Below are 13,622 nucleotides of genomic sequence, written 5' to 3'. Positions count from 1 at the left end.
ATGCCTCCCCTCTCCCACCGACCCCATGAGCCACCGCCGTCACAGACGCCACCTTCTGGATTTCCTTCGTTCTACCAGCGGATTTGTACCTTTCACCGAGCGTCCGCTAATGTTCTGTCTCGCACCACGGAGGCCGGAAACGAGCCCCGCGGAGGCAGAATGCGGATGTAGCGCAGCTGGTAGCGCATCACCTTGCCAAGGTGAGGGTCGCGGGTTCGAATCCCGTCATCCGCTCGAGAGGTAGGGCCAGGCAACATTACGCCGTCCCCCTTTGCGCGGTGGAGTGGCCGAGTGGTGAGGCAACGGCCTGCAAAGCCGTGCACACGGGTTCGATTCCCGTCTCCACCTCGCGCGATTAGCTCAGCGGGAGAGCGCTTCCCTGACACGGAAGAGGTCACTGGTTCAATCCCAGTATCGCGCACCACCGTCTCACCAGGTCAGACCCGGTTTTCGCCGGGTCTGACTTCGTTTGTGCCCACGAACGCCACGTTTTCGTCGTAACCGGAAATACCGCCGTGTGACTCCGAGACTCGACCGACGTTCACAATCGTCAGAAGAATCGCCGAAGACAATCCCCAGCCCCAAACCGTGCCGTGGCAATGCCCCGAACGGGCACCGAACCCTTGAAGCGGCCGGCACGGTTGCGGAGGGCCGGTGTCGGTGGGTAGGGATACGCTGTGGCGCACAGTGCCCGAGCCGAGTCAGGGGGTTGTCGCGTGACGATCAGTACGGAGGTCGCGCCGGGAGCGGCACCGGATGACGACGACCCCGAGTCGCTCGATCTACGCGACGACATCTCGTTCGAGCTCGAAGAGGTGAACGAGGTGCTCGGCGAGCTGGTCGCCCTGCGCGCCGGCGAGAAGGCCAAGGACGGCGACCTGCTGACGGCTCGGCTCGGGATCACCGGGGAGAAGCCCGAGACGCTGGCCCGCATCGGCGCTCGCTACGACCTCTCCCGTGACCGGGTGCGGCAACTACACACCAAAGCGGTCGGGCAGATGATCCGGATGGCGCAGTTGTCCGGGCATCGCGCCGCCGCGGTCCTGTCCGCGCGCTACCCCCTGGACGCGCGGGATCGGCAATTGACCCGCGCGCTGCTGGTGGAGACGTACGCGACCGACACCGATATCGCGGCGACCGAGCTGTCGTACCTGAAACTGCGACTGGCCGGGCACGCGGCGGAGGACGCGAAGCGGGTCGCCGGGTTCGTCACCCAGCGCATCGCGGCCTGGCAAAAGAAGACCAACCGGCGTCTGGCCAAACTGTACGACGCCGAGCCGCGCGCGACGATTCAGTTGAATCCCTGGCTCGACCAGGTCGACTGGCCCCGCGCCGGCGCACCGGCCGCCATCCCCACCACCTTCGCGCGCACCGTGGACAGCGATGACGACGGCCGTGGCCACTTCTACCTGGACAAGGTCGGTCGCGATGTGCCGTTCGACTCCGGTCTGGAGGCCAGGCTGTTGGGGATCCTGAACGCCGGCGACCAGGTCGAGACATTCCAAGAGCAACCCGTGGCGGTCGTCTACGGCCTCGACGGCGCCGAGCGGATGCACTATCCGAGCATCGTCGCCCGGCTCACCGACGGCCGCACGGTGTTGATCGACGTAGTTCCGCTCGGCCACGTGGCCTTCCATGTCAACCGGGTGAAAGCCGCCGCAGGCCGAGCGCATGCGCACGCCAACGGGTGGGGGTGGCTGATCTGGACCGGCAGTCGCATCGGCATCCGGGATCTGCGCACACGCCCCGTCGACGCCGCGAGCGAGCGGATGCTGCGTGACCTCGTCGAGCGCGGCCCCGTGCACTGGGCCGCACTCCGCGAGGTGCGCGCGAAGACCGGCCTGGAACTGCTGGACTTCCTCGCACTGGTGCTGCGCCACGAATGGCGCTGGGACCGAGCGCCCTTCCGGCTCAGCGCACCACCATCGCCGCCGCCAGGAACGTGACGATCAGCAGCATCGCGCAGATGGTGATCAACTGCCAGCGGCCGATGGTCACCTCGAGATTGGCGATCGTGTTGCGCAAGGCCTTGTCGAGCCGATCGTGATCGGCGATCGTGCGCTGGGCGGTGGCGAGGGCGTCGGCCCGTTTCTGCGCGTCCAGCTCCGCGCGCTCCAGCCGCGTGGTCAGCTTCAGCAGATGTTTCTGCTTGTCGCGTAACGACTTCCGGGCCACCGCGAGCGCCGTGCGCTGGTTGACCAGTTCCTGGCGCTGCCGAGCGATGACCGTGGCCTGTGTCTTCGTGTGGTACTCCCAGTCGGTCACGGTGGCCCAGCCTCCTGTCCTCTCGTCGCGATAGCCCCAGACGTATTCGCCGCGCACCCAGCCCGCGATGAATTCGCGCAGTTCGACCGGCTCGCGCCGCGGCGCCGCCATCGCGTGCTCGGTATCCAGCACACCGGTGACCGCGCGGTAATCACAGGCGGCCGGAGCGAAGTCCGCGATGCCCAGCGCATGCAGATACGGCACCCAGTAACCGGGCGGGCACAGCCACAGCACATCCGTGCAGCCTTCCGCGCGCAGCCGCTCGGTGTGCTCTCGCGCGAGCCCTCGCTCCACCGGGCCGCTGCGCACCTCGATGGCGTAGACCCGGTCGCCCTTACGCCAGTACACATCCACCGGCAGCGTCCCGATGCGCCCGTCCACTTCGGCCTCGTCGGCACCGTAGGCCAGCAGCCTGCCGCACAACCAGTACTTCAGCCGCCGCATATCCCACTGCGCGGCGGCGCATTCCGGACACCCGCAGGCATATCCGGTCTTCGATCCGCGGGTACGGCCGGAAGCCTCTCCGATACCCAATTCGGCGAGCATCGCTCGGCGCCCGCAGGCGATCTCCGCCCGCTGCTTCGTTCTCACGCGACCACTCCCCTGCACAACCACCGCAGGCCCGGCGACCTACGCCATAGATCAAGAGTGCGTCAGACTCGGCAACCTCGCCAGCCTCGTCTACCCCGCGCTCGGGTGTGCCACGCGCATACCCGATCCACGGCAATGGCGTCGCACTCTGCGGCACAAGGGCTTTCATCATGCCACGGAGCGGCATCGGCGCTTCTGATATCGACGGATTGACAGTTGCCGCCATTCCGCGCCGCGCCCGGCCCTCCGGGGACCGGACACGGGACGGCCGCGCGACGCACCCTCGCGGTCACCCGACGCGTGGATTCGCGCGGGCCGCGGATCGGGCGGATAATGCCGGATCGGATGTGTCGGCCTGTTCCGGACAAAGCGGGTCGTCGCGTAATCCGCCTGCCGGGGGGTATTTCCGGGGGCCTAGGCTGCAGCGATCAGGTCTTGGATCGGTGTACCGCCGATTCTTCGCGAGCCGCGGATGTCCAACTGGGCGGATAGAATCGTCCGGCCGAGTGCGAGCTGGGCCGATACGGGGAAGTGGGTACGGGATGGAGCACGGTCAGCAGACCGGCGAGTCGATCGGCGCGATGCTGTCGAGTATCGCGTCGGCTCTCCGAGAGGTCAGCGAGAAGCTGGACGCGGTGGCGGCACGCATCGACGGTGCGCAGGCCGTGGTGAGCGAACCGACCGTCGAGGGGCGGTTGGCCAAGCTCGAGGCGTGGGCTTTCGGTGCCGGACAGGACATTTCGGGTCTCGACGCCAGGGTGGAACGGCTGGAATCCGGTGCAGACCCGGCGCCGGAGGATCGAGAACCGACCCAGCGCCCGGCCGCCCCGCTGCCCCGGGCCGCCGCGAGGCGGTCGAGCGCGCGCAGGCCGGAGCACAGCGCCGAACCCACGGCACCGAAGAGCGAGTCACCCGACCCGGCCGGCACCCGGAACGGGATACCGCGTGAGCCGGTGCACGCGGCGCCCGAGCCGAGTCCCGCTGCGCCGACGAGCTACACGCCGCCCCGCGAGCCCACGCTGACCGCACTCGACTCGAACACCGGCTCCACGCAGGGCTTCACCGCCTCCGGCAACCCCGCGTCCGATTTCACCCCTCCCCAGCGTGAGCCCACTTTCACCACGCCGGCACCGCGAGAACCCCTCTCGTCCTTCACCGCGCCCACCCCGCGCGATCCCGGCACCGGACAGCGACAGACCTTCCCGGCCTCGCGTGAGCCCGCCCCTGCCGCGGGCTCGTACTCCCCCGCCGAGAACGCCCCGTACGAGAGCATCGTCGCCTCCGCCGCGACCACGAAGCACAGCGGCTCGGAGAACGGTGCGGTAGCCGACGCCACGGGCACGGGACTCACCGGCGCGCACCGCGCCGGCGTGGACGACCGGACTCCGGTCGAGAACACGCACGTGGACAAGTTGCAGGCCATGCTGGACGAACTCAAGCGCACGGCAGCGGCTCCGCTGGGCCGGACCGACGTCTTCGGGCCCACGCCGGGCGAGTCGACCACGAACGGATATCAGTCCGAGCGCACCGAAGCGCAGCGCAGACCGGCCGACTATCGGCTCTCCAGCCCGCCGCCGGTTTCCTGAGCGGCTCTGGCGCGCTTCCGCTTCGGCGGACGCGCCGCCGCCGAAGAACGCAGCAGCATCTCCTGCACTAGATCGCGCAACCAGCGGTGCCCCCCGTCGGCGGTGTTGCGCGGGTGCCATGCCATCCCGATAGCGACCTCGGGTAGCGGCAGCGGTATCTCGAACGCGGCAAGACCGATCGCGGGCAATGTGGCGGCGCTCAGCAGGGCGGGCGCGGGGCAGACCAAGTCGCTGCCGCGCACCGCGAACAGCGCGCTGGCCAGCGTCGGTACGGTGGCCACCACCCGGCGGGTGCGGCCGTGCAGAGCCAAGCGGTCGTCGATCGGGCCATGCGAACGGCCGGTGCGCGAGACGCTCAGATGCGGCGCTGCCGCGTACGCGGCGACGGTGACGCGATCGGTGACCAAAGGATGGTCGGCGGCGGCTACTCCGATCACGCGGTCGGTGAGCACGCGGCGCACGGTCGTCTCCGGGTCGGTGTGGTCGATCACACCGACTTCGAGGTCGACCCGGCCGTCCCGCAACGCGGCGGTGCCCTCCACGGTGTCGGGCAGGAATCGCAGCGTCACGCCCGGGGCCTGGGCCCGTACCGCGGACAGGAGGGGCCCGGCCAGTTCGCTCAGCACCATATCGCCGGCCTGCACCGCGAACGTCCGGCGCAGCGCGGCCGGGTCGAGGTCGTTACGCGGTGTCAGAAGCGCGCGTCCCTGCTCGACCAGGGTGCTGACCTCGTAACGCAATTCCAGAGCGCGTGGCGTGGGTACCAGATTGCGGCCCGCGCGCACGAGCAGCGGGTCACCGAGCACGCCGCGCAACTTGGCCAGCGTGCGGCTCATCGCGGGCGGCGAGGTGTGTAGGCGCTCCGCGGCCAGGGTGACGCTGTTGGTGTCCAGCAGTGCGTCGAGGGCCACGAGGAGATTCATGTCCAGCGCTTCCACCCTTGGATTATCGCCAACGCAACCAGCGGCCCCCGGTATTGCGCACGCGATAACCCGGGGCGAGTCCGACCCGGGTGGCAAGGCCGGAGGGCCCAGCGAGGGAACCGTCCGCGGTCGCACCCGCAATCGCTTCCACCCGTACGCCGTCCCGAGTTGGCAACGGCGCGCTGACCTGCGCATCTACCCCGGGCACCGTCGGCTGGCGAGCCGTGACGCACTCCATCGGTGCGCGCACCGGATACGGTGGTGCGCCCGCGTCACCCCCACTCGGGTCGAGCATCGGATGTCTCTGTCGGAGTCGCGCGGCGGCACACGCGGTTTTCGGCAGTCGATGCAAACGTGCGCACACACCACTCGCAGCCGACGATCACCGCGACCGGCGTGCGGTACCCGTCCGCCGCGCGTCCTACCGAGTGAGCGGACCGGTCACGGTCGCCTAGTGGCTGACCCGGCGGCTGTCGCCCTCGTAGGGCAGCAGTTCCGCCTCGATCGGCGCCGTCGGGCGCGCCGTCGGCCCCGGCCCGGGCTTGCGACGGGTGGCAAGTCCCCGGTAGGACTCCGGCTTGATCCGGCGGAACACCTGCGCCGCTCGCGTGTGCAGTGGCAGGCGGAACTTCAGGTCGGCGAGCATCTCGTCGATGTTCTGGATGGAGAACGGGACGACCGCGGTGCCGTGCGCGTGGCGGCCGCGCGTGCGTTCCTCCATCCAGCGCAGGCGGGCGTCGATCTGCTCGTCGAGTTGCTCGGCGGGCGGAAGGTGCAGCCTGCCGGTGAGCAACGCGGCGGTCCAGTGCGCGGCGACTTCGGCGCTGAGCGTGCTGATCGTCGAGGAGTTGTAGCCGGCGAAGGTCAGATTCGGGACCCCCAACGGCAGGATCTGCCGATGCAGGCGGAAGTTGCCGTGCTCGTCGGTCAGCCTGCGCTGGATGTACGGGGTGAGGAAGGGAACCCGCTGCTGGAAGCCGGTCGCGCAGATCACGACGTCGGCCTGCAGCACCTGCCCGGTGGACAGCCGGATCCCGGGCGCCGCCTTCTGGCCGCCGCCCATCTCGGTGATGGTCGTGTCCCGATGCACCGTGATGCGTCCGCTGGCCACCTGCTCGTAGAAGCCGTCGCTGACAAGGCTGACGGTGCTCTCGGCGATCTCCTCGAATCGCCCGGTGGGCACCAAGTCGAGTTCGCGCAGGTTCGAGTGCTTGGTGACGAGTTCCTGGATCAGATCGAAATTGCTGATCCGCACGGATTCACCGGGACCGTCCAGGAACCGATCCATCCAGCGGGGCCGTAGGTAGTGGAAGTGGGCCTCGCCGAAGCGGGTCAGCATCAACCGTTCGTAGTCGATGACCCGCGCCAGCTTGCGCGGCATCTTCCAGAACAGCCGCCGCGCCACGACCGAGGTGGACGCCGCGACCTCGCTCACCGCGGTGGCGATGTCGCAGGCGGACTTGCCGTACCCCACGACGACGACCGACTTGCCGCGCACCGACTCCAGGTCGGTGAACTCCGAGGAATGGCACAGACGCCCGCCCGCGGCGCGGAACCAGTCGGCGCCGTGGTACTCCGGCATGGCGGGCTCACTGAATACGCCGTTGGCGATCACCAGGTGGTCGCACGAGGCCCGGTGGACTCCGCTCTCGTCGCGAATTTCCAGCAACCAGCCGCTGTCCACCGGATCGGCGGCGACCACCTCGGTGCGCGGCCGCAAGTGCTCGGTCAGCCCGAAGCGCTCGGCGTAGGCGGCCAGATATGCCTGCATGTGCTGCCCGTCGAGAACCCGCGGGTAGTCGCCCGGCATCGGAAAGTCGGAGAAGTGGTAGGTGTCCTTGGAGTTCTGCGTTCGCAGTCCCGGGTATCGCCGGGTCGCACTCCACACGCCACCGACATCGGGTGCGCGGTCGAAGATTTCGACCGGAAAACCCTCCTGTTGCAATACTTTCGCGCAGGCGAGACCTGCGATACCCGCACCGACGATCCCGATGCGGCTTCCGCTTGTCATGCGCAAGAGGCTACGTCGCCGACGGCGCACAGCAAAGTCGGTGGACCGAATCCGCTCGTCAGCGCACCGCGGGCGCACGCACGGGGACCACTGGGAGCTCGAGCAGCCCGCGGATCAGGATGCTCTCCCGCCACCGCAGGTCCACGTCGTCGATCGCGGGCCGCAGCAGCGGATAGCGCCGGATCAGGCGGGTCAGCGCGATGCGCGCCTCGAGCCGGGCCAGTCCCGCCCCGAGGCAGTAATGGATGCCGTGGCCGAAGGCCAGGTGGCCGTTCGCGCCGCGTTCCGGGTCGAAGATCCCCGGAGCGGTGAAGTGACGTTCGTCGCGGTTGGCCGACGCCACGGAGACCAGCACCAGCTCCCCTTCCGGGATGACGCTGCCCCCGAACTCGACCGGCGTGGTCGTGTAGCGCAGGGTCGCGACGTTGACCGGCCCGTTGTAGCGCAGCATCTCCTCCACCAGCGGCGTCACACCCGTGGGATCGTCGCGCAGCGCCTGATAGCGGGACGGATCGGTCAGCAGTTCCAGCACGGTGTTGCCGATCAGGTTCACCGTGGTCTCGTGACCGGCCACCAGGATGAGGAAGGCCATGGAGATCAGCTCGTCCGGGCTGAGCCGGTCACCCTCCTCGGTGGCGAGTAGCAGTTGCGAGATCAGATCCTCGCCCAGCCCCTCTGCGCGCCGTCGGGCGATCAGGCCGTCGAAGTAGCCGACGATCGCATCGGTAGCGCTGCGTATGCCCTCCGGTGTGGACATGGGCGTGTCCACCACGGCCGTCGACCACTCCCGGAAACGCGCGCGGTCCTCGACCGGCACGCCGAGCAGTTCGCAGATCACCGTGATCGGCAACGGGAACGCGTACTCCGCGAGCAGGTCGACCGGCACGCCGCCCCCGGTCCGATCGATCGCGTCGAGCAGATCGTCCGCGATCGCCTCGACTCGTGGCGCGAGGGCCGCCATCCGCGCGGGCGCGAACGCCGGGACGACGAGTTTGCGCAGCCGCGAGTGCTGTGGCGGGTCGGCGTTGAGCAGATGGTGGCTGAGACGCTGGTTGACCGCCGTGACGCCGCTGCCGCCCGCGGCCGAGCGTCGTGCGTGGGCGCCCACCGGATTGTGCGGATCCTTGCAGACACCGGGATGGCGCAGGATCTCTTTGGCGGCGTCGTAGTCGACCACCAGCCAGGCGCGGACGCCGGTGCGCAACCGGATCCGGTGCACCGGCCCCTCGGCGCGCAGCTGCTGGTAGAAGGCGTGTGGCGCGCGAAAGAAATCCGCGGGCAGCTCTCTCATCCGGTCGGTCCCCCTCGGTTCGCGAGTGTCGTTGCGGCCCTTCGATGGTGACACCGATCACGGCGCACTGCCAGGCCGCGCGAGCGGAGGTCCCGCGCGAGCACCGTTGCCCGCCCGGATCGAAACGCGCCGTCGTGCGCCTCCGGCTACCCTGCGCCGGTGAATTCGATCGCCCCCGTCCTGCGGCGCGCCCGCGTCGCGAACTCCTTCGCGTTCGGCGCGCAGGGCTTCTTCCTCGCCGTCGTGCTGACCGAATTGCCGCAGCAAAAAGCACGCTTCGGCCTGTCGGACGGACTGATCGCCGTCTCGGTGGTGCTGATCTCGTTGCTGGCGGGCGGCGGCAGCGTCCTGGCGGAGCGGCTGGCGCTGTGCTGGTCCAGCCGCGCGGCGGTGCGGATCGGGCTGCTGCTCGTCGCCGTCACCGGTTCGGCGGCGGCGTTCGCGCCGAACACGGCGCTGCTGGTGGCCGCGCTCGGCTGCTACGGGATCGCGGTCGGCGTCGTCGACGCGAGCACCAATATGCAGGCGGTGTTCATCCAGCACGGGTACGGGACGTTCATCCTGTCGTCGTTCTACGCCTCGTGGAGCGCGGGAACGATAGCGGGGGCGTTGTTCGTCTCGGGGTGCGAGGCGCTGGGGGTGCCACTGCGCGCATCGCTGCTCGCGGCCGCGGCGATCGTGCTGGTGCTCGGCGGGATCCTCGGGCCTGGACTGCTCGGAGTGCGGGACGCGGAGACGAGTCCTCGCGAGACCGCCGCGCCCGGTCCGGCCGTCGCCTTGCGCGCGTACCTCGCGTTCGGAATCGCGGCCGCGTTCGTCTTCGCCGTCGACCTGGCGGTGGGCAACTGGTCGGCCTTGTATCTCACCGACGACCTGCTCGCCGGTTCGGCGACCGCGGCGCTCGCCTTCGCCGCGTACCAGGGCACATCGCTGGTCGCCCGAGCCGCAGGCGATTCGCTGGTGCGCCGTTTCGGTCCGCGCAACGTGGTCCGGGCCGCCGCGGCCACCGGGGTCTGCGGTCTCACGCTCGTGGTGGCCGCGCCGAGTCCGGCGGTCGCGATCGCGGGTTTTCTGGTCGCGGGCGCGGGCCTGCCCGTGATCGCACCGCTGTGTTTCAGCGCGGCCGGGCAACTCGCGACCGGACGCGAACTCGACGCACTGATCGCGCGTCTCAACCTGTTCAACTATGCGGGAACCCTGCTGGGCGGCGGCTTGGTCGGCGCGGTCGCGGCGAGCGTGGGACACCGCGCGGGATTCGTGATCCCCCTGCTGTTCGCGGTAGCCCTGCTAGCGCTCTCCCGGGTCTTCCACTCTCATCGCATCGCGAACGGGACACGTCCGGGAACACTGGACCAGCCCACCGCACCAGGGTCGACCGGCGGGTAGGCCGCGCCGGCCCCGAGCGCGAGCCGTAGGCGACTCCGGCATCGCCGTCAGCGGCGGAAGGAATGGACTGAGGCCGGACTCAGCGCAGGAATTCGACGAGCGCCGCATGGAAGGCGGGGTTCACCACCGCCATCAGATGGTCGCCGGGCACCACGGCGAGTGCGCCGTCCGGCAGGGCCGCGGCGAGCCGCTCCGGTTCGGCGGCGAACGGATCGTTGTCGCCCGCCAGCACCAGCGCAGGCACGGTGATGTCGGCCAGGGTCTCGATGGGACGATCGTCGAGGCCTGTCGCCACCGCGTGAATGGCGTCCACGTCGGCGTGCACCGCGTCGGCCAGCACGCGGAACATCTTCGCGGTCGGCGACGCTCCCGCCCCGTCTCCGGTCATCGCGGCCTGTAGATCGGGTAGGTCGATCACGCGGCGGTCGACGCCGCCGCAGTCCAGCACGCCCGACCCGATGCCACCGACCACCAGCCGCCGCACCCGCTCGTCGGTCGCGGCCACCAGCAGCGAGACCACGCCGCCCATCGAGTACCCGACCTGCACCACTTCCTCGAAGCCCAGCTCGTCGTAGAGCGCGCGCACGTCACGCGCCATGGCATGCCACGAGTAACGCGCCGCCTCGTGCGGCTTGTCGGAACGACCGTGGCCGCGTGCGTCCAGGGAAACCACGGTGTGCCCGGCGGATTGCAGCGCGGCGACCACACCGGTGCTCATCCAGTTCGCGTTGGTGTCCGCGACCACTCCGTGTTGCAGCACGACCGGGACGCCCCCGCCCTCCCAGACCCGGTAATTGAGTTCCAGGCCGTCCCATGTCTCAAACTTCGCCATGCCGGGATCGTAGTGCACACCGCGGCCACGGACAGCCGAAGCGGCCGTTCGGTCCGGAGGCCGCGCTCAGCCCAGCAGACGGGCCCGCAGGGCGGCGATATCGGCGTCGGTCAGTCGCAGCCCGTCCCGGACATAGGCGTCGAAACTTCCATAGGTCTGGTTCGCCTGGTCGAAGGCGGCGGCGAGCCACGCCGCCTGGACACCGTTGAGCGGGTCGTCGTGCCTCGCGTTGCGGAAACGGTTGGACAGCAGGTAGTCCTCGGTGACCGTGGCCCGATCGATCCCGAGCACGGTGAGCAGCACCGCCGCCGCCCAGCCGGTGCGATCCTTGCCCGCGGTGCAGTGGAACAGCACCGCGCCGTCCGCGCCGATGACGTCGCGCAGCACCGAAGCGAACGCCTCGTTCGCGCCGGGAGCGGTGACGAACGCGCGATACAGCCCGTCGCCTCCGGTGAGCGTGGTGGCGATGACCTGTGGTGGAGCCTGGCCGATCACGTCGGCCCAGTGCGCTGTCGCGCCCGCGGGGACCCGGTCCGGCCCGAGCGCGCGCTCGTAGACCGTGCGCAGGTCGTGGACGGAGCGCACGCGGCGATCGGTGAGCGCGGCCAGGTCGTCCGGCGTCGCGTTGTTCAGCTGTCCGGTGCGATACACCAGACCGCTGCGCACGATCCGGCCGTCGGTGGTGCGGTACCCGCCGATGTCGCGGGCGTTGTGCACCCCTTGCAGGTGCAGCGCGGGGTCGGCGGCGACGGTCGCGGGCGGCTCGGCCCGCGCGATGCCTGCTACCGGTCCGAACGCGACGGCCAGACCGGCCGCCATCGCGACCGGGGCACGAAAACGAGGGGCCATTCGGCTGCTCCAATCATCGAGTTCGCGGAAATCGCACACGTCGTCACCGAACCGCCGCGGTCGGACCGGCGGCGTCAGGCCGCGACTTCGAACCGCGACAGCGCGAGCAAGCGCGAGATGGCGCGCAGATACTTCTTGCGGTATCCGCCCTCGAGCATCTCGGCGGAGAAGATCTCGTCGAGCTTCGCCCCCGACACCGTCACGGGGACGCTCGCGTCGTAGAGCCGGTCGGCCAGCACGACGATGCGCAGTGCCACGGCCTGATCGGTCACCGGGTGCACGCCGGAGACGAACACCGACGACACCCCGGAGATGAGCGCGCCGTACTTCGACGGGTGCAGGGTGCTGAGGTGCTTCAGCAGCGCGTCGAAGTCGTCGAGCGTAGAACCCGGTGTGCTGCCCGCCCGTTCGGACAGCACGTCCGGCGACGTGGGCTCCGGCGCGGGCGGCAGGTCGCGGTGGCGGTAGTCCGGCCCGTCCACGCGCACCGCCTCGAAGATGGCGCCCAGTTTCTTGATCTCGCGCAGGAAATCCTGCGCGGCGAAACGTCCTTCGCCGAGCTGGCCCGGCAGCGTGTTCGACGTGGCGGCGATGGAGACACCGGCTGCGGACAGTTCGGTCAGCAATCGGGAGACCAGCATGGTGTCACCCGGATCGTCGAGCTCGAACTCGTCGATGCACAGCACGCTGTTGCCCGACAACCGCTCCAGAGCGTTGGCGAAGCCGAGCGCACCGACCAGGTTGGTCAACTCGCCGAACGTGCCGAACGACTTGGGCGCGGGCGAGCTGTGGAAGATCGAGGCGAGCAGGTGGGTCTTGCCGACGCCGAATCCGCCGTCCAGGTACAGACCGGCACCGCTGATCTGCTTCTTCTTGCCGAAGAAACTCTTCTTGTGCGCGGCCTTGCTGATCTTGGCGACCTGGTCGGCGAACTCTTCGGCCTTGCGAACCGCCGCCGCCTGGCTCGGTTCCTTCGGATCGGGGATGTAGGAGGCGAAGCTCACCTCGTCGAACATGGGCGGAGGCACCATCTGGGCGACGAGCTGATCGGCCGGGACCTCCGGGTGACGATCGACGAGGCGTTCTTGCATGGACGAAGCCTAAAGACGTGGTGTGATGTGGTCTCATGCAGCGTAGCCAGAATGCGATCCAGCTCACAGGGCTGAGCCCTGACGACCTCGCGCAGTTGTACGCGTTCCCCGCCGCACTCGACGCGCCTTGGGTCCGGGCCAATTTCGTCTCCAGCATCGATGGCGCGGCCACCAGCGGGAACCTGACCGAGGGGCTGGGCACTCCGGCCGACCGGACGGTGTTCATGCTGCTGCGCGAACTGGCGGAGGTGATCGTGGTCGGCGCGGGCACGGCGCGCGCGGAGAACTACGGCGGGGCGCGCACCGACCCGGGACGCCGCCGCGCGTTCCACGAGCGCGGCATCGGCGGGCATCCCGACGGCGTGCCGCCACCGATCGCGGTGGTCACGGCGAGCGCGGCGATCGACCCCGACGCGCGCCTGCTCACCGACACCCAGGTGCCGCCGCTGATCATCACGACGGCCACCGCTCCCGCCGACCGCAAACAGCGTCTGGCGGACGCGGGCGCCGAGGTGATCGAAGCCGGTGACATCGCGGTGACGCCGAGCGGCCTGCTGCGCGTGCTCGGCGAGCGCGGCCTGCTGCGCGTGCTCACCGAGGGCGGTCCGCACCTGTTCGGTGAACTGCTGGAGGCCGACGTGGTCGATGAGCTCTGCCTGACCACCGCGCCGCTGCTGGTCGGCGGTGCGGCACGGCGAATCTCGCTGTCGGCGCACGAGTTCCGCGTGCGGATGACGCGCGCGCACGTCCTGCTGGACGACGACGGCACGGTGCTCACCCGGTGGGCCCGTCGATGA

11 protein-coding genes and 3 tRNA genes are annotated in these 13,622 nt (G+C 69.6%); 7 read left to right on the top strand and 7 right to left on the bottom strand.

Annotated elements, in window-relative coordinates:
- Positions 1-161 precede the first annotated feature (161 nt).
- The 4 genes from ACWEKR_RS02880 to ACWEKR_RS02865 all read left to right on the top strand — a co-directional run bounded on the left by ACWEKR_RS02880 (position 162) and on the right by ACWEKR_RS02865 (position 1,946).
- A tRNA-Gly gene (locus ACWEKR_RS02880) sits at positions 162-234 on the top strand.
- A gap of 43 nt (positions 235-277) precedes the next feature.
- A tRNA-Cys gene (locus ACWEKR_RS02875) sits at positions 278-348 on the top strand.
- Position 349: 1 nt separating this feature from the next.
- Positions 350-424 (top strand) — tRNA-Val (locus ACWEKR_RS02870).
- Positions 425-716: 292 nt separating this feature from the next.
- Positions 717-1,946: a sigma factor-like helix-turn-helix DNA-binding protein gene (locus ACWEKR_RS02865; RefSeq protein WP_452352976.1), complete on the top strand. Its 1,230-nt coding sequence runs from the start codon at positions 717-719 to the stop codon at positions 1,944-1,946.
- Here ACWEKR_RS02865 and ACWEKR_RS02860 read toward each other — a convergent pair.
- Positions 1,912-2,856 carry a hypothetical protein gene (locus ACWEKR_RS02860; protein WP_452352975.1) on the bottom strand — a complete coding sequence of 315 codons (945 nt, stop codon included), beginning with the start codon at positions 2,854-2,856 and terminating at the stop codon, positions 1,912-1,914. The two genes, ACWEKR_RS02865 and ACWEKR_RS02860, sit on opposite strands and share 35 nt — an antisense overlap.
- 542 nt (positions 2,857-3,398) lie before the next feature.
- Between ACWEKR_RS02860 and ACWEKR_RS02855 the strand changes: the two genes are divergently transcribed.
- Entirely contained in the window at positions 3,399-4,442 is a 1,044-nt protein-coding gene (locus ACWEKR_RS02855) for a hypothetical protein (protein WP_452352974.1), read from the top strand.
- Here the strand turns inward: ACWEKR_RS02855 and ACWEKR_RS02850 are convergent.
- The 3 genes from ACWEKR_RS02850 to ACWEKR_RS02840 all read right to left on the bottom strand — a co-directional run bounded on the left by ACWEKR_RS02850 (position 4,409) and on the right by ACWEKR_RS02840 (position 8,667).
- Entirely contained in the window at positions 4,409-5,380 is a 972-nt protein-coding gene (locus ACWEKR_RS02850) for a LysR family transcriptional regulator (RefSeq protein WP_452352973.1), read from the bottom strand. The genes ACWEKR_RS02855 and ACWEKR_RS02850 overlap by 34 nt on opposite strands.
- A 436-nt stretch (positions 5,381-5,816) precedes the next feature.
- Positions 5,817-7,376, bottom strand: coding sequence for a flavin-containing monooxygenase (locus tag ACWEKR_RS02845; RefSeq protein WP_452352972.1), 1,560 nt, complete (start codon positions 7,374-7,376; stop codon positions 5,817-5,819).
- Between the two features lie 58 nt (positions 7,377-7,434).
- Positions 7,435-8,667, bottom strand: a complete 1,233-nt coding sequence (locus ACWEKR_RS02840; protein ID WP_452352971.1) for a cytochrome P450 family protein — start codon at positions 8,665-8,667, stop codon at positions 7,435-7,437.
- A 159-nt stretch (positions 8,668-8,826) separates the two neighbouring features.
- Here ACWEKR_RS02840 and ACWEKR_RS02835 point away from each other — a divergent pair, with 159 nt between their 5' ends.
- Positions 8,827-10,053, top strand: a complete 1,227-nt coding sequence (locus tag ACWEKR_RS02835; protein WP_452352970.1) for an MFS transporter — start codon at positions 8,827-8,829, stop codon at positions 10,051-10,053.
- 79 nt (positions 10,054-10,132) lie between these two features.
- Here ACWEKR_RS02835 and ACWEKR_RS02830 read toward each other — a convergent pair whose 3' ends face one another.
- From ACWEKR_RS02830 to zapE, 3 genes are all read right to left on the bottom strand, one after another.
- Complete coding sequence (locus tag ACWEKR_RS02830; RefSeq protein WP_452352969.1) at positions 10,133-10,885, bottom strand: alpha/beta fold hydrolase; 753 nt, start codon at positions 10,883-10,885, stop codon at positions 10,133-10,135.
- A gap of 66 nt (positions 10,886-10,951) precedes the next feature.
- Positions 10,952-11,734 carry a tyrosine-protein phosphatase gene (locus tag ACWEKR_RS02825; RefSeq protein WP_452352968.1) on the bottom strand — a complete coding sequence of 261 codons (783 nt, stop codon included), beginning with the start codon at positions 11,732-11,734 and terminating at the stop codon, positions 10,952-10,954.
- Positions 11,735-11,808: 74 nt separating this feature from the next.
- Positions 11,809-12,825 (bottom strand): cell division protein ZapE, encoded by a 1,017-nt coding sequence (gene zapE, locus ACWEKR_RS02820; RefSeq protein WP_195083668.1) that lies wholly within the window; start codon positions 12,823-12,825, stop codon positions 11,809-11,811.
- A gap of 35 nt (positions 12,826-12,860) precedes the next feature.
- Between zapE and ACWEKR_RS02815 the strand changes: the two genes are divergently transcribed.
- Positions 12,861-13,622, top strand: a complete 762-nt coding sequence (locus ACWEKR_RS02815) for a pyrimidine reductase family protein (protein ID WP_159838005.1) — start codon at positions 12,861-12,863, stop codon at positions 13,620-13,622.

Source organism: Nocardia sp. NPDC004573, assembly GCF_053602135.1.
The sequence above is the reverse complement of the archived record's forward strand: the minus strand, read 5'-3'. Positions and strand labels throughout refer to the sequence as shown.

Coding starts and splice junctions, on each gene's coding strand:
- ACWEKR_RS02855 (WP_452352974.1), top strand. CDS start 3,399: ATGGAGCACGGTCAGCAGACCGGCGAGTCGATCGGCGCGATGCTGTCG.
- ACWEKR_RS02845 (WP_452352972.1), bottom strand. CDS start 7,376: ATGACAAGCGGAAGCCGCATCGGGATCGTCGGTGCGGGTATCGCAGGT.
- ACWEKR_RS02840 (WP_452352971.1), bottom strand. CDS start 8,667: ATGAGAGAGCTGCCCGCGGATTTCTTTCGCGCGCCACACGCCTTCTAC.
- ACWEKR_RS02830 (WP_452352969.1), bottom strand. CDS start 10,885: ATGGCGAAGTTTGAGACATGGGACGGCCTGGAACTCAATTACCGGGTC.
- ACWEKR_RS02825 (WP_452352968.1), bottom strand. CDS start 11,734: ATGGCCCCTCGTTTTCGTGCCCCGGTCGCGATGGCGGCCGGTCTGGCC.
- zapE (WP_195083668.1), bottom strand. CDS start 12,825: ATGCAAGAACGCCTCGTCGATCGTCACCCGGAGGTCCCGGCCGATCAG.
- ACWEKR_RS02815 (WP_159838005.1), top strand. CDS start 12,861: ATGCAGCGTAGCCAGAATGCGATCCAGCTCACAGGGCTGAGCCCTGAC.